Source organism: Halobiforma lacisalsi AJ5, from assembly GCF_000226975.2.
GTDB classification, from domain to species: Archaea; Halobacteriota; Halobacteria; order Halobacteriales; family Natrialbaceae; genus Natronobacterium; species Natronobacterium lacisalsi.
Map to the genome: position 1 here is coordinate 2,263,414 of NZ_CP019285.1, position 18,805 is coordinate 2,282,218.

Consider the following 18,805-nt stretch of genomic DNA (forward strand, 5'->3'; position numbering starts at 1 on the left):
GTGCGCCCGAGATCGAAACCGCGAGAGGGCGCGTCGGCGGCCTCGAGAACCTCGAATGCCGCCGACGGGCGACGTAATACGTCTTGTTTCCCGAATCATTGCTTTAATGCCGTGACGAAGACGCTCCCAGGTCGGTTATCCTGGTTCCTGGTCCGTGCGGGAAGATTCCAGGGAGAACCCGCTTACTCGAGCCTATTCTTTGCGTGCTATAAAAGCCTTCGCAAAAGACAGGGATCGCGAGCCCGTACGCAGGGTATGAAGCTAACAGCCGACCGTGTCGCGGCCGAACGCGACTGGATCGTCGCTCGGGCCGACCGCGTCGTGCCGGTTATCAACGTCGTTCGCGACGATCTGGGTGAGATCTTCGACACCGACGTCGACCCCGTCACGGAGGCCCAGTACCGCGAGGAGGTCGACGCCGTGTTCGCCGACGGCGACCTCGCGGTCAACGTCGCCGCGATGACCGCGATCCTCCGGGACCTCGACGTCGAGGGGGACTACCCGGGGTTCGTCGTCGACGAGGTTCTGGGCCGGGAGCTGGCGGGGACGATCGCCGGCACGCAGCCGCTGCGGACGCTGGGCGAGGCGACGTTCCACTACGCCGACCTGCAGGTCCACGGCGACGCCGAGGAGAACGCCGGCGTCGACGACCTCGAGGCGGCGCTTGCGGCCGGGTTCCAGGAACGGATTCCGGGCTGGAACTGGACGGAGCGGGAGAGTCCGTTCGCGCTCGAGTGAGCGTTAGCGAGGGCGGCGGGCGGCGATCAGGAGTCGTCTTCGCTTTCGACGTCATCGGTGTCCTCGGCATCCTCTGCATCCTCGGCATCCTCGGCATCCGACCCATCGCCAGGAGCAGGGGCCTCCGCCTGCTGCTCGAGCATGAGCGCGTACTCCTCGCCGGGGATCAGGCCGTTCACTTCGCCGTTCCGGAGCGTATCGACCAGCCGCTCGTCGGAGCCGTCGAGCAGGAACGCGCCCGCCTCGGCGATCCCCGCCTCGATCGAGAGCTCGTCGTCGTTACCGAACTCGGACTCGAACTCGGCCGCGCGGGCGGCGGTCAGTTCGGCCTGGCGGCGCTGGAACTCCACCTGGGCCTCCATTTGTTCGAGCTCGCCGGACTCGATCTCCTCCCTGATCTCGGCCTCGAGGGCCTCGAACTCCTCCTGATCGGGTTGGACGATCGCGGTGATCCCGTCTTCGGGGTCCATGTCGGGTTCCCGGCCGACCTCGAGTTCCGCCGCCGATTCGGTGTCGGTCTCGGTTCCGCTCTCGTCGGACTGACCGAGATCGAACTGCGTACAGCCGGCGAGCGACGCGGTCGCGCCGGCACCACCCAGTTGGAGGAGGCGACGGCGGGTCGGATGCGTATCCATTACGCTCTCGGCTCGGGGTCGGGGAGGAATAAAAGCTCGCACCCGTCCCGGTCAGTGGGGTCGACGCCGTCTCCCGTTCGGCGGACGCGACGCTTTTATGCCCGCGCTGGCTACGTCCGCCAGTGACGTCCCCTTCGTCCTCATCCTCGTCCTCGTCCCCAGATGCGACCCCCGCTCGAGTCGACACCCTCGAGCACCCCGCCCTCGCGGACGCCCGCGACGCGGTCGCCGATGGCATCGATCGGGAGGCACTCGTGACCGTTTTTGGACGGTGTACCGTCGACTACGACGGGCGGGCCTCGAGCCACCTCGAGAGCGGCGACAGACACGTCATGCTCAAGCCGGACGGTACGTCGCTGGTCCACACTGACGAGGGCCAGCAGCCGGTCAACTGGCAGCCGCCGGGCTGTGAGCACTCTGTCCGGTACATCGAGTCGGAAGCGGAGGCGGGGGACGACGATGGCGTGACCGACGACCGATCGACCCCGCGACTCGTCCTCGAGAGCGACCGTTCGACGCCCGACGAACGCCTTCGCGTCTCGTTCAGCCGCATCTTCCAGGTCTCGTCGTTCGCCGGCTCCGACGAGACCGAACTCGCGCTCTCCGGGACCGAGGAGGATCTCCGGCAGCGCATTCTCGAGGAACCGTCGCTGCTCGAGTCCGGGTTCACGCCGCTTGCAACCGAACGCTCCACCCCCGCGGGCGCGGTCGACGTTTACGGCGAGGACTCGGCCGGCCGAGCCGTCGTCGTGGAACTCAAGCGCCGCCGCGTCGGCCCCGACGCGGTGAGCCAGCTCCGGCGGTACGTCGACGCCCTCGAGCGGGACCTCCACGCCGACGCCGACGTTCGAGGCGTCCTCGTCGCGCCGTCGGTGACCGATCGAGCCGACCGCCTCCTCGTGGAACACGGCCTCGAGTTCGTCTCGCTCGAGCCGACGGCAGACTGAGCGGTCGAGGGGGGTTTGCGGGGCCGGGGCACCTGCGTCGTATCGCGTCGATTCGGCGACCTACATCGTTTTGCTCGCTCGGCTCCTATACGGCCCGATGTATCAGTCCAGACCCTCCGGAAAACGGCAGTCAGACGGACAGCCACGACCGAACCGGTCGCTCCGACGGCGCGTCGAGGCGGTGGAACACAACCAGCGGCTCCTGCGCAACACGCTCTCCGGCCTGGCTCGAGAACGGGGCGTTTCGGTGGGCTGTGAGTGTAGCCGGTGCAACCGCGCTTACCTGCTCGTGACGAAACACGTCATGTACTGCCCCAGCTGTGGGTACGACCGCGGGCTGTAGCGGGTCCGCCGGTCGGTGCCGCCCCGATGGGTTTCCGCGCCCGTCTAGAACCGGCCGTCACTCCTCGAGCAGCCGTTTCAGCCGATCCAGTTCCGTCAGCGCCTCGACGGGCGTCATGTGGCCGAGGTCGAGCGCGCGGAGTTCGGCGGCCACGTCGGTCGGATCGTCGCCACCGTCCGCGGTCGCAGTCGTGGTTGTGGTCGCGGCCCCGGTGGCCCGCGTCGTCTCGGTTTCGGCGGCGTGTTCCGATTCCGGTTCTGGTTCCGGTTCCGGTTCGAGTTCCGGTCCCTCGACCTCCTCCGGATCGAGCTCTCGAGTTTCTTCCTCTTCCTCTTCCTCTTCCTCTTCCCCTTCCCCTTCTTCCTTCGCGGGGTCTACGGGCTCCGTCTCCGCCTCGGCGACCAGTTCCCGCGACCGCTCTACGACCGACTCCGGGACGCCCGCCGCCGTCGCGACCTCGACGCCGTACGAACCCGTCGCCGCGCCGGGCGCGACCTCGTGTCGGAAGACGACCTCACCGTCTTCCTGATCGACCTCGAAGTGCAGCGTAAAGGCGTCCTCGAGGACGTCGGCCACCTCTGTCAGGGGGTGGTGGTGGGTCGCGAACAGCGTCGTCGCACCGACCGCGTCGTGGAGGTGTTCGGTGATCGCCTGCGCGATGGCCATTCCGTCGGCCGTCGACGTGCCGCGGCCGACCTCGTCCAGCAGGACCAGCGAGCGCTCGTCGGCTTCCCGCAGAATGGTTGCGAGTTCGTCCATCTCGACCATGAACGTCGAGCGCCCGCCCGCGATGTCGTCGCTGGCCCCGACGCGGGTAAAGATCCGATCGACGGGCGTCAGCCGCGCGGACTTCGCGGGGACGAAGCTCCCGACCTGGGCCAGCAGCACGATCTGGGCGACCTGGCGCATGTAGGTCGACTTCCCCGACATGTTGGGGCCGGTGATGACCGCCAGCCGGCGGTCCTCGGTCAGGTGCGCGTCGTTCGGCACGAACGACTCCTGGGTTCGCTCGACGACCGGGTGCCGTCCGCCCTCGATATCGATCTCGAGGCCTCCGTCTTCCGTCCGCTCGTGCTCGAGGGTCTCCGGCCGGCAGTAGTCGTACTGCGCGGCGACCGTCGCGAGCGAGACGAGCGCATCGAGGGTCGCGAGTGCGTCGGCCAGGTCCTGCACCCGCTCGACCTCGTCGGCGACCGTCCTCCGGACGTCGCGGAACAGTTCGTACTCGAGTTCGTCCGCCCGTTCCTCGGCGCCGACGATCTCGTCTTCCCGTTCCTTGAGTTCCGGCGTGACGAACCGCTCGGAGTTCTTCAGCGTCTGTCGACGCTGGTAGTCGTCGGGGACGGAATCGAGGTTCGGGTTCGTCACCTCGATGTAGTAGCCGTGGACCGAGTTGTAGCCGACCTTCAGCGAGTCGATCCCGGTGCGTTCGCGCTCCCGTTCCTCCAGGTCGTCGATCCACTGCTTGCCGTCGCGGGCAGTCCGGCGGAGGTCGTCTAAGTCCCCGTCGTACCCCTCGGCGATGATCCCACCCTCGGTGATCTCGATCGGCGGGTCCGCGACGATCGCGTCCTCGATCAGTCCGCGGACGTCCGCGAGCGGATCGAGTGCCGCGTGAAGCCGCCGGAGTCGGTCGCAGTCCGCGTCCTCGAGTTCGGCCCGGATGTCCGGTACGACCGCGAGCGTGTCCCGCAGCGAGCGCAGGTCCCGGGCGTTCGCCCGCTCGCGTGAGATCCGGCCGATCAGCCGCTCGAGGTCGTAGACGTCCCGCAGGAGTTCCTGCAGTTCCTCCCGGGTCCGAACTCCGCTTTTCAGCTCCTCGACGGCGTCGAGCCGGGCCTCGATCCGGTCGGGCTCGAGCAGGGGCCGCCGGAGCCAGTCACGGAGCTTGCGGCCCCCGAGCGCGCTCGCGGTTTCGTCGAGAACTCCCACGAGCGTCGCCTCGTCCCGGCCCCGAACCGCGCGGGGTTCGAACAGTTCGAGGCTCCGGAGGGCAACGGCGTCCAGCAGCAGATACTCCCGCGGATCGTACCGCGTGAGGTGGGTGAGGTACTCGAGGCGGTCGTCCTCGCCCCCGTCGTCGGCCTTCGCCTCGGCGTCGCGTTCGCTGCCGCGGGCGTACTCGGCGTACTCGAGCAACGCGCCGCAGGCCCGGATCTCGGGGTCGCTCGCGAGCAGCGAGTCGGGGTTGCCGAAGTAGTCGGCGACGGTCTCGGCGGCCCGGTCGCGGTCGAAGACCGCCTCGTCGAACGGGGTGACCATGCAGTCCTTGGGGAACAGGTCCGCGTCCGCGTCCGCGTCCGCGTCGGCGTTCGCGTTCGCGTTCGAACCTGCGTCTCCGCTCTCGGTTCGCACGTCCGGCCCCACGACCGCCTCGGCCGGATCGAACCGGCTGATCTCGTCGGCGATCGCCTCGTTCGAGGCCGAACTCGTCGCGAGGAAGTCGCCCGTCGAGACGTCCAGCAGGGCGAGGGCAAGGTCGGCGTCGCGGTCCGTGGGGCCGTCGCCGCCCGCCCCGCGGGCGACCGCCGCCACGAAGTTGTTGTCGTCGCTCGAGAGCAGTTCGTCCTCGGTGAGCGTCCCCGGCGTGATGACCCGCGTGACGGCCCGCTCGACGACGCCCGAGGACTCGCCCGGCTCCTCGACCTGGTCGGCGACCGCGACCCGGTAGCCGGCTTCCAGCAGGTCCTCGATGTAGGACTCGGCGTTGTCGATCGGGATGCCGGTCATCGGGTACTCGCCGGTCGAATCCTCGCGGCTGGTCAGGGTCACCTCGAGCAAGCGCGCGGTGCGTTCGGCCGCGCCGCAGAAGGTCTCGTAGAAGTCCCCCACCTGGAAAAGAACGAGTGCGTCGTCGTACCGCTCGCAGAGGTCGTGGTACTGCCGCATCATCGGCGTCAGTTCGTCGCGTTTCTCGGCCATCTCCTCGGGAGGGCCAAGCGCCGGATCCATACAGGAACCCCACCCTCGGACGCGGAAATAGCTTGCTGGATCGACCCGGGCGATCGGTTCGTCCGAGGTTCACGCCAGTGGGGGAACGCGGGCCGACCGATCCTAATCCAGGCCGGACCCGGCGACGAACGGTGGCTAACTCACCGTACTGTCGGCCTGGATGTCCTCGTACTCGCGGTCGACGAGGATCTCCCGCAGGCCCTCTGCGAACTCCCAGACGTCCTCGAAGCCGGTGTACAGCGGTGCCGGGCAGACCCGGATCACGTTCGGCGGGCGGAAATCGACCACGAGACCGCGGTCTCGCAGGGCTTCGCTAACTCGCTCCGCCTCGGGGTGGGTGATCGCCACGTGGCCGCCGCGCCGCTCGGGTTCTCGAGGGGTAGCGACCGAACACCCCAGGTCCGTGAGGTTCTCGTCGACCAGCGAGATCAGGTACGACGTCAGCGCGAGCGATTTCTCCCGGATCGCGTCGATCCCGGCCTCGTGAACGATCTCGAGCGCCCCCGCGAGGGGTGCGGCGCTGAGGACCGGCACGGTGCCGATCTGCCACCCGCCGGCCGAGTCCGCGGGGGTAAACGTCTCGCGGAGTTCGAACTGCGTTTCCTTCTCGTGGCCCCACCACCCCGCCAACGCAGGGGTCTTCCCGTGGTGGCGCTCGTCGACGTAGAGGCCGGCGATCGAACCGGGGCCCGCGTTGAGGTACTTGTAGCTACACCAGACCGCGAAGTCGACGCCGTGACTCGAGCAGTCGTGTGGAACGACGCCGACCGAGTGGGCGAGGTCGAACCCGGCGAGCGCACCGTGGTCGTGGGCCGCCGCGGTGATCCGCTCGACGTCGAGCAACTGACCGCTCCGGTAGAGCACCGACGGCATGAACACGATGCCGATGTCGTGTGCCTCGAGCGCGTCGACGACGGCGGTCTCGTCGATCGTTCGCCCGTCCCGGCTCTCGACGAGGTGGAGGTGCTCGTCGGGGTCGTACCCGCGCTGGCGCAACTGTGCCCGGATCGCGTAGTGGTCCGTCGGGAAGTCGAGTTCGTTGACGAGAATCCCCGGCGGGCGATCCTCGAGGGCTTCCAGGAACGTCCCCACGAGGGTGTGGATGTTGACCGTCGTCGAGTTCGCGACGACCACCTCGTCGGGGTCGGCGCCGACCAGCGGCGCGAGGTCCTCGCCCAGCGACTCGCCGTACCAGAACCAGGGACGGTCGGCCTCGGTCCAGCCCTCGATGCCGAGTTCCCGCCACTCCTCGACCGCCCGATCGAGTGACGCCTCGGCGGCGTCCGAGATGGGCCCGAGCGAGTTCCCGTCGAGGTAGATCTCGCCGGGGACGTCGAACCGGTCCCGGAACTCGGCGAGAGGATCGTCGGCGTCCCGATTACGGGCGTAGTCCACGCCGTCGTCGTGCGTTCGGTCTCCGTCGAAACCGGAGTCGGGGTCCATGGGACACGGTTTGCCGGCGGCCACTGAAACGTTTCGGCGGGCGGCCCTCGAGTTCCCGTCCTCGGTCGCGCCGCTCGAGCGAGGTCCATCGCCGTTCAGGCCGGTACCCCTAACTGACGGTCGCCACTGACGGAGGGTATGGACGACTCCGACGAGGCGACCGACGAGTTGGACCCGCAACTCGCCGACGCCCTCCGGAACGGTCGGGTAGCCGACCTCCCCGCGTGGCACAGCCTGTCCGTCGACGAGGCGCGACGGCTCGAGGACGAGGTCTTCTCCGCGGGCGACGGGCCGGCCGTCGCGGAGGTCGGGGAGCGACGAATCGACGGTCCCGGCGGTGACTTCCCGGTGCGGATCTATTGGCCCGCCGCGTCGACCGAAGGGGCGGACGACCGACTGCCGGCGCTGGTCTTCGCCCACGGCGGCGGCTGGGTGCTCGGCACGCTCGACTCCGCCGACGACCTCTGTCGAGAGTTCGCGACGCGGGTCGGTGCCGCGGTGATCTCGGTCGACTACCGGCTGGCACCCGAACACCCCTTCCCCGCGGCAGTCGAGGACGTCCGGGCCGCCCTCGAGTGGTCCCACGAGGAGGCCGCCTCCCTCGGGATCGATCCCGACCGCCTGGGGATCGCAGGGTCCAGCGCCGGTGCCGGACTCGCGGCTGCGGTCGCGCTCGAGACCCAGGACCTCGAGGTCTCGCCGGCCGTACAACTGCTCTGTTACCCGATCCTGGACCGCGATTTCGAGCGGCCGTCGTACCGCGAGCATGCCGACGCGTCGTTGCTCTCCCGGGCCGACATGGAGTGGTTCTGGGAGAAGTACCTCGCGGACCCGTCCGACGTCGCGGATCCGCGTGCGGCTCCGCTGCGGGCCGATCCGGAGGCGCTCGAGGGCGCGCCGCCGGCCGTAATCGCGACCGCGGGCCACGACGTGCTTCGGTCCGAGGGTGTGGCCTACGCCGACCGGCTGCGGGCAGTCGGGATCGAGACGCGCCACTGTCATTACCCGTCGCTGGCCCACGGGTTCCTGAGCCTGACCGACGCCGTCGACCGTTCCGCGGTCGCGATGGACGAGGTGACCGACGCGGCCGCCGAACTACTGTAACATCGAGAGCACGTCCCTTCGTTCAGTGTGGGACACGAAACTCGCGGTCAGTGGAGGGCAGGCAGTTACCGAAGCGGCTACCGGTATATTCGAAATATGTCAAAATCCGCCCGCTGAATGTCGGGGCTGTAGTCAGCACACGTGGTGTTCTCTTCCGAATGGAACGATCGAGGCAACCGGTGAGTAGCAATGCAGGTCAGTCAAATGGTTCTTTTAGTCTACGATAGGCTCTTGTTTATATGAAGACGGGATTGCGTATGAATCGCAGAGAACTGCTGGCTACCGTTTCTGTATCGCTGGCCGGGGTCGCTGGCTGTCTAAACGGAGAAGACGCTGGTCCGTTCGGCGAATCACCCGATAACGGAACGGCTGCCGACGACGACGGCGAGGCGCCCGGCGGTAATGCTGTCCAGTGGACATACCAGACGAGCGGTTCGATACGCAACCAGCCAACGCTTCAAGACGGTATCGTCTACCTTAGTGGCGGGACCAACGAGAGAGCGAAAAGCAACAAGGAACACGTTCGGCCGGAGAGGAGCGAGAACGTCTATGCACTCACAGCGGATGCTGGTGCCGAGCAGTGGCAGTATGAAGCACCAGCGGGGGTCACGTCGTCTCCGATCGTCCGAGACGGCGTCTTCGTCGTCACCGGGTGGAGCGCTGGAACACACGGTATCGAGCAGCAACTCGTCCGCCTCGATGACGGTTCGGAAACGTGGACGACGGAGGAACACGACCGATACCTCCATCTACTGGATAGTAGCGACGGGGCTGTTTACCTCGGCACCTCGGACGACGAATACGGGATCCAGGGAGAGGAACTATTCGCTATCCGGGCGAGCGACGGTGATCAATACTGGTCTACCGAGACCGGAGACACGACAGACGCTACCATCAACGGTGACACTCTCTACTCCGTGGCAGGCGGTCGCCGAACGACAGCATTCGCCGTCAATGACGGGGATGAGCGCTGGCACCGGGACATGCGTCCGGGGACGGACGACGTTCGGGTATTCGACGACGCCTTGTATCTGATATCCGAACAGGAAAACGAGAACGGGAATTATCCGGTCGTTGCGGTGAGTGCGAGCGAAGGAAGTGAGCGGTGGCGGTTTTCAGTACCCGTTGACGAACCGTTTGTCCCGACTGGTGCAGTCGCTTCGGGTGATGCGGTGTACATCACCGAGTACGGTGGCTGGCTGTTCGGGGTCGACCGTGCCGACGGAAGCGAGAATTGGCGGTACTCTGCCGACAGTGATACGAGAGATCCGCCGGTTGTTGTGGACGACATGGTCTATTTGGCCAGTAAGAATGGGGGAGTCCACGCAGTCGATGGAACGACTGGGGATCGGGAGTGGAAGCGAACGGTACCCGGACAAGTCAGGATCGTGGCTGGAAATCAGCAGGGAGTCATCGTCCGGGGTGGTAAAGAAGAGGGAATGCAGCATCTCCGTGCGTATGCACCGGACGGCACCGAGCAGTGGTCGTTGTCACATCCAGAGCATTTGACGCGACCTGCCGTGGACGGGACGCGGGCGATCGTCGGGACACGATCGGGATACGTGGCTGCGCTGGCAGAGCAGTAAACGCTGGTCCGATGGTAGCTGTTTCCCCGGAGTGAGAGCGTCGAACTACCTCTGAGGGTGTGCCGGAAACGCTGTCCAGTTGGACCTGCAAGATACGCGCTGTACGTTCAGCACGACACGAACTTCGATTTTACCTGATAGAACGATTGCTGGTCGACAGGCACACGTAGTCACCGAATCGTCCGTTTCAGTTCCGGGTCGGGGACTGAACGAAGAAATCGTACTCCATCCCCTGGTAACGAGTCAGTCGTCGGTCTCGAAGTACAGATCGGCGTGGGCAGCACAGCCGGGATTGAACGCCGCGTCACACGACGGACAGCGGTAGTCCGCCTCGAGGTACCCCGGCACGGCGAACTCGCTCCGGCAGACGCCACAGAGCACGGAGGGTTCATCGAAGCGCGCTCGAGGCCACGGCACCGCCTCGTGGTCGGCGACCTCCTCGTGACAGCGAAAGCAGGGGTAGTACGTCTCGCAGCAGGCGAACTTGAACGCGACGACGTCGCGGTCGGTATGGTAGTGGGCACATCGGGTGTCGGGATCGACGTCGACGCCGCGGACGGGAGTGCGTTCGGACACGGTCGTCGGTCGAATCGACGAGCGGCCGGTTCTTCGAAGTTGGGGTTCGGTCGAGTCAGTGTCCGCCCGATCAGCGGCGTCCGAGTCCGGCCGAACCGCCAAGGACCCCGACGGAGATCGTGCCGTCCCGGTGAACGGAAATCCCGTATCCGAGCAGGCTCAGTTCGAGAACCACGTCGTCGGGGACCCCGCCGTCGCTTTTCATCGCGTCGTCGACCGAAAAGGTGAGTGCTTCGACCGACGGCTCCGTCACCGAGACGACCTCGAGTGTTTCTTCGGGCACGTCCACGACCGAGCCGTCGACGGTAAAGGCGAGTATCGCCGGTCTCGGGTCCGTCGCCTCCGTCGGATCCGCTATCGACGACTGGCAGGCATCGAGTCCTCGAGAGAGGTCGTCTACGCCCGGCGATTCGATGCCAACGTCGGTCGACGAGAGTCGAAGCGACGCCTTCCCCGTGAGATCGATTTCGACCGTTGTCGTCTCGTCGACTGCTAGCCGAATCCGGGATGGCTCGAGGGTCTGGCCCTCGAACCGACCCAGTAGCTGTTCAGTCATCGACATCCTCCCCTCGATCGTAAACCCGATACGATCCGGCGGGACCGGTTCGATGTGGTCTTCGACGATCCGGACACCCTGATTTTCGTCGATCGCTACAGTTACGCTCATGACTGCTTCCACCGACGGGATGCAGGATCGAAATAGCTAGGCAGGAAGCAGAAAGCCACGTCTTGACCGTCGGATCAATCGGTGGATCAGGGTTTACACGAGGGACTACACGGACGAGAGCGACCGCGATCGACCGCGAGCGGCTGTCGCCTGTTTCACTCGAACGCTGCCGTATCCCCGCGCCGGTAGCGATCGAGCCGTCGATACCCGTGCACGACGGCGTTCTCGTCGAGTTCGATCTCGTAGCGGCCGATGATGTCCTGCGTGTCGGGGACCGACCGGCGCTCGACGACCTCGACGACCGCGCGCCAGCCGTCGTCGGTCGGTGCGATCTCGCTGACCGCATCGAACTCCCGCCCGATGAGTTCGCTCGCGGTCGACTCGACGGTGCGCCGAACGGCGAGGACGCCCTCGATCTCGTCGTGATCGGTGTCGACGTCGGCGTCCACCGATTCGGGATCGGTCTTCTCCTCGGCCGTCATGTCGGGGCCGAGTTCGCGACTCCGGGGTTCGGATTCGCCGCCGTCTCCTCCGTCTCCCTCTCGCTCCTGTTGTGCCTGTTCTTCTTCCTCGATTGCTTGACTGTCGCTCACGGTTGGATCACTCTCGTCGTGTTGGAAACAGAAGCCGTCCTCGGTGGCCGGCCGCGAGCACTGCTCGCCGTCCTCGGTGAGTGCCTTGCATCGGTCGGTCGGCTCCTGTTGATCGGCTTCGGCCATGGGTGCGGTGTCCGCTCGTTTCCTGTGGGTTCGTGCTCGAGTTTGCAGTGTGTATTCGCTGCGGTTCGGTGTGGTTCGTCCCGGTTTCGCCTCGGTTTCGTTACGAGATCGCGTCGGCGATGCTCGTTCGCAGCTCCTCGACATCCCTGGCTCTCGCGTCGCCCTCGTCGCCGTCGCCGTCGCGCTCGCCGGCCACCTTCGGCGCGAGGACGTCGGTGAACACCGTCGTCAGCAAGTCGTCGTCGAGGGTCGTCCCGTCTTCCGTCTCCCGATCGTCGAAGACCGAAAGCCCCCTCGCCGCCGTGATCGCGGCCCGCGTACCGACGACGACCTCGAGGTCGTCCCGGAGCGTGCGGGTCGTCTCGACGACGGTCTCGACGACCTCGTCGGGGAGGTCGACGTGCGCCCGGACGATCTCGCGTTCGGTTTCGGCGTCGTAGTAGTCGACGCGGACGCCGACGAACCGGTCGAGCAGGGCGTCCTGTTGCCGGTGGACGCCCGCGTACTCGACGTCGTTCGAGGTGACGATCGCCCGGAACTCGGGGTGGACATCGATCGTGCGGTCCTCGCCGCGCTTGCCCGGCCGTTCGAGGACGCCCTCCTCGAAGACCGACAGCAGGACGTTGTGGGCTGCGGGGTCGCTGCGCGAGAACTCGTTGTAGACGAGCGTCGCGCCCTCGCGGACGGCGACGGAGAGTGGGTTATCGACCCATCGCTCGCGGACGATCTCGGTCTGCTTGCTGACGCCGCCGACGAACCGGTCGTCCTCCTTGTAGCGCTCGCCGCCCGCGTGGTCGCCGACGAGCGCTGCCGTGTCGACGGACTCGTCGCCGTTGAGCCAGACGACCGGCCGGCCGCGCTCGGCGGCGGCCGACAGCGCAAGCGCGGTCTTCCCACAGCCGGTGGGGCCGATCAGATGAACCGGCTGGTCGGCCTCGAGCCAGCCCGTGATGCGGCCCCGCAACGACCGAACGGCGTCGGTCTCGACGAACGGCTCGGGGACGACCTCCCGCGGATCTTCCAGGGGAGAATCGCCCGAGTCGCCGTTTCGCTTCCCGGTCGACGACGCCTTCCGCGCGAGTTCTTTCTTCGCTTTCCGACTCGCCTTTCCGGAGCGGTCGCTCCTGATCTTGCGGCCCCGGACCTTGCGCTTGCGCGAGGAGTCCTCCGCCATGTGGATTACTCGGTGGCCGACTGAGGCGACGATTCCGGCCGCGGCTCGACCTCGAGCTCCTCGAGTTCCTCGAGGTCGCCCTCCGCGGTGGCTTGCTCAATTTTCGCGATCTCCTCCGCGTAGTGCAGGAAGGTGTCGACGGAGGCCACGACTACGCGCGCCTCGATGGTCAGCAGTTCGATCCCGACCACGGATACCCGCGCCCAGACGTCGATGACGACGCCCTTGTCGAGGATGCGGTCGAGGACTTCGGCGAGACTCGAGGAGTCGGGTCTTCGTTGTGGTTGTGCCATAGACAACAAGCCGTTCACGACGCCCTCGTAACACGGCTGTCGCTGCGACTGCAAGCCGGGTGAAACCCCGTGATCCCGGCGAACTAGCCGCTCGTGGGCGCTCGAGGGGGGTATGACGGCCTCGCCCGGGCTGCTACTGCAAGCACCACGGTAACGCGTCGAGGTACCAAACGTCGCGTGACGAGACTCTCGAGTTCGCGTATCGACGGGTGTCCGACGGCGGAGTCCGCCGTCGGTCGCCGCCAGGTCGTTGCATCCGCTCGCTCGAGGTGATCCGATCCCCCATGATAATATCACGTCCACGGACGCGATGTGGCTGTCGAACGGTCGCGCTACCGCTACCCCGTAATCGATGCCGGCGACGGAGCGTGATTCGTCGATGACGAGCAACCGCTACGTCTACGGGATCGTCGACGGCGACCCGGTCGAATTCGAGACCGACGCCGTCGCCGGTGCCGACCAGGTCTATACGATCTCCCATCGCCGACTCGGGGCCGTCGTCTCGGACATCGACACGACCGATCCCGAGGAGACCGACGAGGACGCCCAACGGCACGACGACGTCCTCCGGGAGATCATGGACGACCGCGAACGAGCGATCGTGCCGATGCAGTTCGGCATGTCCTTCGAGAGCGACCGGACGCTGAAGAACGTCCTTCGCGGGGCACGACCCGCGTTCCGGCGCGCGATGAGCGACGTCGAGGGGCGGATCGAACTCGGCCTCAAGATCGTCCGAGAGGAGGACGCCGACGTGGACGTCGAGGCGATCGAAGCGGCCGTCGAGGACGAACTCGAGCCGATCGCCGCCCAGTCGGTGCCGAACGACCTGTTCAGCGATCGGCTCGTGCTCAACAGGTCGTATCTCGTGGACCGCGAGGACCGCGAGGCCTTCGACGAGGCGGTCGCGCAACTCGAGGCGGACGACGGTCACGAGGACCTGACGTTTCGCTACACCGGCCCGTTCGCACCGTACAGCTTCGTGGACGTCGAAATTGGGGCCCAGAGGTAACGATACCCATGTTCGTCCTCGACGACCTCCTGTTCCGGCCGATCGTCGGCATCGTGGACACGCTACACACCATGGCGCTGAACGAACTGTACGATCTCGAGGCGCTGGAGGACGAACTCAAGGAGAACCAGTTGCTGTACGAGATCGGCGAGCGCTCGGAAGAAGAGTACCGCCGGCGGAAGGAGGAACTCGAGGCCGAGATCGAGATCGCACAGGAAGTCCACGAACGACTCTCGAGCGGGCGTGTCGAGGTGAAGTCCTGACGCGCTCGCGTGACCGCCCGCGCTGCGGACGCGACGATTGCAGCGACCGACAACCAACGACCAACGATCAACGTCGACGACTCCCCGTTCCCGACCACCCTCACCCGACAATGACCAAGGACGATCCCACCGACGACGGAAACGAGCCAACCGACGACTCCGAACCGCACGACGAGAGCGCGGACCGGGACCGAACACGGGACGAAAGCGGCTGGCTCTCGAGCCTGCTGTCCGCGCTCGAGCGCCTCGAGGGGTCGGAATCTGGGTCTGGGTCTGGGTCGATATCCGGTCGCAGACGGACGGATCGAACGGTTCTCGATTACGACGTCTCGATCCGTTCCGGGAAGGATCTGCTCGACGAGTCGGGGTTCGATCGCAGTACGTTCGAGGAGCTGGACGGCGAGTCACGCGGCCGGCGTCCGGGGCCGGGATCCGGGACGGGGCCGAACGGGGGTGATCGCCGTCGAACGCGGCGATACCGGTCATCGTCCTCGTCCTCGTCCTCGTCTTCGTCCTCGCCCTCGGCGTCGTCTTCCCCCGACACCGAGGACGACCACCGCGTCACCACCCGGCACGGCGAGGGCGAACTGCTCGTGACGGCCGACGTCGTCGGTGTCGATCCCGACGACGTCACCGTCGGCTTCGACGGTTCGACGCTCGTCGTCGCCGTGTCGGGACGGGAGATCGAGCGTCTCGAGGTTCCCTGGCCGGACCGACGGGCGGAAGCGACGATCAACAACGGCGTGTTGACGGTGTTGATCGAGTCCGAGTCCGAGTCCGGGTCCGCCGCGGAGTCCGACGAAACGAACGACGGCCCGGAAACGAAAGAAGAGGAAACGGAGGAAGAGAATGAGTAACGACGCAAACACTGACGACGAGTTCACCGCCCTGCTCGAGGAGGCCGAAGGGGCCCTCGAGAACCTCGACGAGTACCTCGGGAGCGCCGAGCGTCTCGACGAACTCGAGGAAATGGAAGAAGCCACCCCCGAGGCGGTCCTCGACGACGTGGACACCCTCGCGTCGGTCGCGGTCGAGATTCAGGAACTGGTCGAGACGATCGACCTGAGCGAGTTGCCGGAGGCCGTCGACGGGGGCGAACTGCTGGCGGCGATCGAGACCGGCGAAATCCCGGACGCGATCACGGAGGACGAAACGGGCGTGGGCGACGTGGTCGACGTCGCCAAACTGTTCAAGGCGATCGACCTCCTCGAGGCCTGGGACGCCACGGACCTGACCGACCTCTGGCGGGAGAAACGCGAACTCGAGGCGGCGGTCGACGACCTGGCCAACGCGGACGACGAGGACGGGGACGGCGGCATGATCGAAAGCGCCGCGTCCACGGCCGCCGACAAGGCCACGGACATGGCCGACGACGAGGAGGGCTTCGGCGACGGGGACTGGATGGACGACGCGGACCCTCGCGACGTCCTCGGGGACATCAACGTGATGGAGGATCCCGAGGCCTACCAGGTCGCCATCCAGCAGGCCGCGATGCAGGGGATCGACGCCTTTCGCGCGGCGCTGCTCGAGACACACGAGAAGTTCGAACGCCTGGTCGAGTACAACCGCGAGCGGATGCGCAGGCGGGACACGAGCGCGAGTTCGCGGAACCCGACGGCGGCGTCGACGATGCCGACCGAGCGCGCGGCCGTCGGCAGCGGCGTCAAACACGGGACCGTCCCGCAGGACGTGCGCCTCTCGACGGCCCCCAGCCGGAAGCGCATCTACGGCGGGCGATTCGAGCGGGAACGGGAGCGGAAACGGGAACGCGAGGCGGAGGATCGGAACCGGAACCGGAACGGAAACCAGAACCGGGAACGCGAGGCGGAGGATCGGAACCGGAATCGGAACGGGAACCCGAAACGGAGGCGAGACGACGATGACTGACCCACCACACACGCGGAACGGACGACGGCTCGAGGGGATCGACGCGACGGAGACCGAACTCGGAGGTGAGACCGATGGTTGACGACTTCCAGCCGAGTCGCCAGAAGACCGACCTCGCCGAGGTCGTCGAGATGCTACTGGACAAGGGGATCGTGATCAACGCCGACATCGCCGTCTCGATCGGCGACACCCAGTTGCTGGGCGTCCAGCTCCGGGCCGCGATCGCCTCGTTCGAGACCGCAGCGGAGTACGGCCTCGAGTTCCCCGAGGGGACGGACATGCGGCGGGTCGCGGCCGCGGTCGACGATCCCTCGCTCGCCGAGATGGAGCGACCGAACCCGGCGATCGATCCGACCCGCGGGGTCAACGTGACCGCAGACGAGCGGTACGCCGACGAGGAACGGCAGGCCGACGCGGACGAGGCCGGCGAGACGGAGGACGCGAGCGGCGACCGGGACGACAGCCCCTTCTCACCCCCGGATCGGGGAACCGACAGGCTCGGTGCCCGTCCCGACCCCGAGCGACCGACGAGCGGCGGGTTCGACCTGATCAGCGACGGGGACGACGAATCAGGATCGGGATCGGAAAGCGGAGCCGAAAACGGGGGCGACCGCCCGAACGACGGCGAGACTGGCGACTCGGACGCTGCAGAGATGGAACAGGAAGCGGAATCAGAAACCGAACCCGAAACGGAGGAGAGCTAACGTGCCAACGATAGACGTCGGCGACGGTGAGGACGCACGCCAGGGGCTGGTCACGCTCGTCGTCACTGTCGTCGAACTCCTGATCGAGGCCCTCGAGCGCGAGGCCGTTCGGCGCATGGAGTCGGGCGACCTCTCGGACGAGGAGATCGAACGGCTCGGTAGCCAGCTCGCGCGAATCGAGGCCGAAATCGAACAGCTCAAACGAGACGAGGGGATCGAGGGCGGCGTCGAGGATCTCCGTGCGGATCTCGACGGGTTGGTCGACGACGCGATCCAGCAACTTCGCGGACCCGGCAGGTCCGCCACGCACTCCGACGCTCGCCCCCACGGCCCCGGTTATTCGGTGTTCGGAGGTGACGAGGAGTGACCGGGAACGAACCGGACGCGACCGAAGAACTCGAGACTGCCCTCGATGAGCAGGCCGAGGCGGTCGCCGACGAGGTGCCGGAGATCGACGAGGGACGATATCTCTACTGTATCGTTCGGACCGAAGCCGAGACCGGCGAGTCGACGCTCGAGACGACCGGCGTCGACGGCGAGCCCGTCTCCGTCGTCGTCGCGGACGGTATCGGCGCGGTCGTCCATCCCTGTGAGGGGATCTACGACACCGCGGACCTCGCACAGGTCAGGCGATGGCTCGTTCGCCACCAGACCGTCGTCGACGAGGCCGGAGCGGCGTTCGGCACGCCGATCCCGTTCCAGTTCGATACGATCCTCAGAGGCGACGACGAGCGGGTCCGCGAGTGGCTCCGCGAAGAGTCCGAGACCCTCGAGCGCGCGCTGTCGGAGCTGGCCGGTCACTGGGAGTACCGGGTCGAGGTCGTCGAGACCGAACCCGTCCCGGACGAGGCGCTCATCGAGGACGACGACCGGCTGCGGGAACTCGACACCCGGATCGACGACTCGGAGGAAGGGACGGCCTTTCTCCTGGAGAAGAAATTCGACCAGCGGCTCGCGGAACTGCGGGCGGCACGACGGGAATCGTTGACTGCGGACCTGCAGGATCGGCTGGCCGAGCGAGCACGGGAAGTCCACGCCCTCGAGCGCTCGCCGACGGCGTCGCTCGACGACGCGGTGGTGGACGAGGGCGATGCGAGGGCGGGGACAGGCGGAAGCGGAGACGGGGGTGCCGGAACCGGCGACGGGGACACCCTCTGTCGGCTCACCCTGCTCGCCCACGAGGACGCCGAGGAGGCGATCGGCTCCGTCCTCGACGACGTGGCGGCGACCGACGGTCTCGAAGTCCGGTTCACGGGACCGTGGCCGCCGTACACGTTCGCGCCGGAATTGGGCGGCGGCGAGGATCGGAACGGCGGCAACCGATCGACGAACCCCGGTCCCAGCCCATGAGACCGCGCAAGGACGACGAGGCGCTGGTCGACGTGATCGACGTTCTGCTCAGGGATGGGGCCGTCCTTCGGGCGGACGTGATCGTCTCCGTCGCGGAAATCCCACTCGTCGGCATCAAACTCACCGCGGCGATCGCGGGCATGGAGACGATGACCGAGTACGGGTTCTTCGAGGAGTGGGACGTCGAGCACCGGCGGCGTCACTCGGACGTGGCCGTCGGATCGAACGGCCGAACGCCACCGAGCGCAGTCGAGTCCGCAGACGGTGAGGGCGGGCAGGACGGCGCGACCGCTCGAATCGATCGAACCGACCGCGAGAACGAAGAACGGGACGGCGAGTAACGGGAGCGAGAGGAGAGCGAGAGCGAGTGACGGTCTCGAGTCCCGATCGAGACCAGCGACGAGCCGTAATCGAC

Annotated in this window: 21 protein-coding genes; 13 read left to right on the plus strand and 8 right to left on the minus strand. The window is 66.8% G+C overall.

The features are described from left to right. Window positions 1-255: 255 nt before the first annotated feature. The gene (locus CHINAEXTREME_RS10870; RefSeq protein WP_010546623.1) at window positions 256-738 is read left to right on the plus strand and encodes a hypothetical protein; all 483 of its coding nucleotides are present in this window, start codon (window positions 256-258) and stop codon (window positions 736-738) included. Between the two features lie 26 nt (window positions 739-764). Here the strand turns inward: CHINAEXTREME_RS10870 and CHINAEXTREME_RS10875 are convergent, their stop codons facing one another. Next, window positions 765-1,373: a hypothetical protein gene (locus CHINAEXTREME_RS10875; RefSeq protein ID WP_010546624.1), complete on the minus strand. Its 609-nt coding sequence runs from the start codon at window positions 1,371-1,373 to the stop codon at window positions 765-767. Window positions 1,374-1,495: 122 nt separating this feature from the next. Here CHINAEXTREME_RS10875 and nucS point away from each other — a divergent pair, with 122 nt between their 5' ends. Together nucS and CHINAEXTREME_RS10885 are read left to right on the plus strand one after the other, a co-directional pair. Next, the gene (gene nucS, locus CHINAEXTREME_RS10880; protein ID WP_007143577.1) at window positions 1,496-2,320 is read left to right on the plus strand and encodes an endonuclease NucS; all 825 of its coding nucleotides are present in this window, start codon (window positions 1,496-1,498) and stop codon (window positions 2,318-2,320) included. Window positions 2,321-2,417: 97 nt separating this feature from the next. Beyond that, entirely contained in the window at window positions 2,418-2,663 is a 246-nt protein-coding gene (locus CHINAEXTREME_RS10885; RefSeq protein ID WP_076738726.1) for a hypothetical protein, read from the plus strand. A gap of 57 nt (window positions 2,664-2,720) precedes the next feature. Here the strand turns inward: CHINAEXTREME_RS10885 and mutS are convergent, their stop codons facing one another. Then, window positions 2,721-5,615: a DNA mismatch repair protein MutS gene (gene mutS / locus CHINAEXTREME_RS10890; protein ID WP_007143578.1), complete on the minus strand. Its 2,895-nt coding sequence runs from the start codon at window positions 5,613-5,615 to the stop codon at window positions 2,721-2,723. Window positions 5,616-5,750: 135 nt separating this feature from the next. After that, window positions 5,751-7,058, minus strand: a complete 1,308-nt coding sequence (gene kynU, locus CHINAEXTREME_RS10895) for a kynureninase (RefSeq protein ID WP_007143579.1) — start codon at window positions 7,056-7,058, stop codon at window positions 5,751-5,753. Window positions 7,059-7,196: 138 nt separating this feature from the next. Between kynU and CHINAEXTREME_RS10900 the strand changes: the two genes are divergently transcribed. Together CHINAEXTREME_RS10900 and CHINAEXTREME_RS10905 are read left to right on the plus strand one after the other, a co-directional pair. Next, on the plus strand, window positions 7,197-8,162 hold the full coding sequence (locus CHINAEXTREME_RS10900; RefSeq protein ID WP_007143580.1) for an alpha/beta hydrolase: 966 nt from the start codon (window positions 7,197-7,199) through the stop codon (window positions 8,160-8,162). Window positions 8,163-8,419: 257 nt separating this feature from the next. Beyond that, a complete protein-coding gene (locus CHINAEXTREME_RS10905) occupies window positions 8,420-9,748 on the plus strand; it encodes an outer membrane protein assembly factor BamB family protein (protein WP_238593252.1) in 1,329 nt (442 codons plus the stop codon). A 243-nt stretch (window positions 9,749-9,991) separates the two neighbouring features. Here the strand turns inward: CHINAEXTREME_RS10905 and CHINAEXTREME_RS10910 are convergent, their stop codons facing one another. The 5 genes from CHINAEXTREME_RS10910 to gvpA form a co-directional block, all read right to left on the minus strand. Further along, window positions 9,992-10,324 (minus strand): CHY zinc finger protein, encoded by a 333-nt coding sequence (locus CHINAEXTREME_RS10910; RefSeq protein ID WP_029601565.1) that lies wholly within the window; start codon window positions 10,322-10,324, stop codon window positions 9,992-9,994. A gap of 70 nt (window positions 10,325-10,394) precedes the next feature. Then, window positions 10,395-10,991, minus strand: a complete 597-nt coding sequence (locus tag CHINAEXTREME_RS10915; RefSeq protein WP_010546625.1) for a hypothetical protein — start codon at window positions 10,989-10,991, stop codon at window positions 10,395-10,397. A 155-nt stretch (window positions 10,992-11,146) separates the two neighbouring features. Further along, the gene (gvpO, locus tag CHINAEXTREME_RS10920; protein WP_007143584.1) at window positions 11,147-11,710 is read right to left on the minus strand and encodes a gas vesicle protein GvpO, halophile-type; all 564 of its coding nucleotides are present in this window, start codon (window positions 11,708-11,710) and stop codon (window positions 11,147-11,149) included. A gap of 100 nt (window positions 11,711-11,810) precedes the next feature. Next, window positions 11,811-12,884, minus strand: a complete 1,074-nt coding sequence (gvpN, locus tag CHINAEXTREME_RS10925) for a gas vesicle protein GvpN (protein WP_007143585.1) — start codon at window positions 12,882-12,884, stop codon at window positions 11,811-11,813. A gap of 5 nt (window positions 12,885-12,889) precedes the next feature. Continuing rightward, window positions 12,890-13,177, minus strand: coding sequence for a gas vesicle protein GvpA (gene gvpA, locus CHINAEXTREME_RS10930; RefSeq protein WP_007143586.1), 288 nt, complete (start codon window positions 13,175-13,177; stop codon window positions 12,890-12,892). A 352-nt stretch (window positions 13,178-13,529) separates the two neighbouring features. On the opposite strand from gvpA, the gene CHINAEXTREME_RS10935 reads away from it, so the two are divergent. The 8 genes from CHINAEXTREME_RS10935 to gvpM all read left to right on the plus strand — a co-directional run bounded on the left by CHINAEXTREME_RS10935 (window position 13,530) and on the right by gvpM (window position 18,731). Continuing rightward, window positions 13,530-14,186, plus strand: coding sequence for a GvpL/GvpF family gas vesicle protein (locus tag CHINAEXTREME_RS10935; protein WP_007143587.1), 657 nt, complete (start codon window positions 13,530-13,532; stop codon window positions 14,184-14,186). An 8-nt stretch (window positions 14,187-14,194) separates the two neighbouring features. Continuing rightward, window positions 14,195-14,449 (plus strand): gas vesicle protein GvpF, encoded by a 255-nt coding sequence (gvpF, locus tag CHINAEXTREME_RS10940; protein ID WP_007143588.1) that lies wholly within the window; start codon window positions 14,195-14,197, stop codon window positions 14,447-14,449. Between the two features lie 110 nt (window positions 14,450-14,559). Next, a complete protein-coding gene (locus tag CHINAEXTREME_RS10945; protein WP_007143589.1) occupies window positions 14,560-15,306 on the plus strand; it encodes a hypothetical protein in 747 nt (248 codons plus the stop codon). After that, entirely contained in the window at window positions 15,299-16,336 is a 1,038-nt protein-coding gene (locus tag CHINAEXTREME_RS10950) for a hypothetical protein (protein WP_007143590.1), read from the plus strand. Before CHINAEXTREME_RS10945 ends, CHINAEXTREME_RS10950 begins: the two co-directional genes overlap by 8 nt. A gap of 74 nt (window positions 16,337-16,410) precedes the next feature. Further along, on the plus strand, window positions 16,411-17,040 hold the full coding sequence (gvpJ, locus tag CHINAEXTREME_RS10955; protein WP_007143591.1) for a gas vesicle protein GvpJ: 630 nt from the start codon (window positions 16,411-16,413) through the stop codon (window positions 17,038-17,040). Window position 17,041: 1 nt separating this feature from the next. Further along, window positions 17,042-17,407 carry a gas vesicle protein K gene (locus CHINAEXTREME_RS10960; protein WP_007143592.1) on the plus strand — a complete coding sequence of 122 codons (366 nt, stop codon included), beginning with the start codon at window positions 17,042-17,044 and terminating at the stop codon, window positions 17,405-17,407. After that, a complete protein-coding gene (gene gvpL, locus CHINAEXTREME_RS10965; protein WP_007143593.1) occupies window positions 17,404-18,390 on the plus strand; it encodes a gas vesicle protein GvpL in 987 nt (328 codons plus the stop codon). The genes CHINAEXTREME_RS10960 and gvpL overlap by 4 nt, the downstream gene beginning before the upstream one ends. After that, window positions 18,387-18,731 (plus strand): gas vesicle protein GvpM, encoded by a 345-nt coding sequence (gene gvpM, locus CHINAEXTREME_RS10970; protein WP_007143594.1) that lies wholly within the window; start codon window positions 18,387-18,389, stop codon window positions 18,729-18,731. Before gvpL ends, gvpM begins: the two co-directional genes overlap by 4 nt. Window positions 18,732-18,805: the final 74 nt, after the last annotated feature.

Bases quoted from the DNA above. Each gene is read 5' to 3' on its own strand.
- gvpO (WP_007143584.1), bottom strand. From the start codon at position 11,710: ATGGCCGAAGCCGATCAACAGGAGCCGACCGACCGATGCAAGGCACTC.
- mutS (WP_007143578.1), bottom strand. From the start codon at position 5,615: ATGGATCCGGCGCTTGGCCCTCCCGAGGAGATGGCCGAGAAACGCGAC.
- CHINAEXTREME_RS10915 (WP_010546625.1), bottom strand. From the start codon at position 10,991: ATGAGCGTAACTGTAGCGATCGACGAAAATCAGGGTGTCCGGATCGTC.
- gvpF (WP_007143588.1), top strand. From the start codon at position 14,195: ATGTTCGTCCTCGACGACCTCCTGTTCCGGCCGATCGTCGGCATCGTG.
- CHINAEXTREME_RS10900 (WP_007143580.1), top strand. From the start codon at position 7,197: ATGGACGACTCCGACGAGGCGACCGACGAGTTGGACCCGCAACTCGCC.
- CHINAEXTREME_RS10950 (WP_007143590.1), top strand. From the start codon at position 15,299: ATGAGTAACGACGCAAACACTGACGACGAGTTCACCGCCCTGCTCGAG.
- gvpJ (WP_007143591.1), top strand. From the start codon at position 16,411: ATGGTTGACGACTTCCAGCCGAGTCGCCAGAAGACCGACCTCGCCGAG.
- gvpM (WP_007143594.1), top strand. From the start codon at position 18,387: ATGAGACCGCGCAAGGACGACGAGGCGCTGGTCGACGTGATCGACGTT.
- CHINAEXTREME_RS10905 (WP_238593252.1), top strand. From the start codon at position 8,420: ATGAATCGCAGAGAACTGCTGGCTACCGTTTCTGTATCGCTGGCCGGG.
- kynU (WP_007143579.1), bottom strand. From the start codon at position 7,058: ATGGACCCCGACTCCGGTTTCGACGGAGACCGAACGCACGACGACGGC.
- CHINAEXTREME_RS10935 (WP_007143587.1), top strand. From the start codon at position 13,530: ATGCCGGCGACGGAGCGTGATTCGTCGATGACGAGCAACCGCTACGTC.
- CHINAEXTREME_RS10945 (WP_007143589.1), top strand. From the start codon at position 14,560: ATGACCAAGGACGATCCCACCGACGACGGAAACGAGCCAACCGACGAC.
- gvpN (WP_007143585.1), bottom strand. From the start codon at position 12,884: ATGGCGGAGGACTCCTCGCGCAAGCGCAAGGTCCGGGGCCGCAAGATC.
- gvpA (WP_007143586.1), bottom strand. From the start codon at position 13,177: ATGGCACAACCACAACGAAGACCCGACTCCTCGAGTCTCGCCGAAGTC.
- CHINAEXTREME_RS10875 (WP_010546624.1), bottom strand. From the start codon at position 1,373: ATGGATACGCATCCGACCCGCCGTCGCCTCCTCCAACTGGGTGGTGCC.
- CHINAEXTREME_RS10870 (WP_010546623.1), top strand. From the start codon at position 256: ATGAAGCTAACAGCCGACCGTGTCGCGGCCGAACGCGACTGGATCGTC.
- CHINAEXTREME_RS10885 (WP_076738726.1), top strand. From the start codon at position 2,418: ATGTATCAGTCCAGACCCTCCGGAAAACGGCAGTCAGACGGACAGCCA.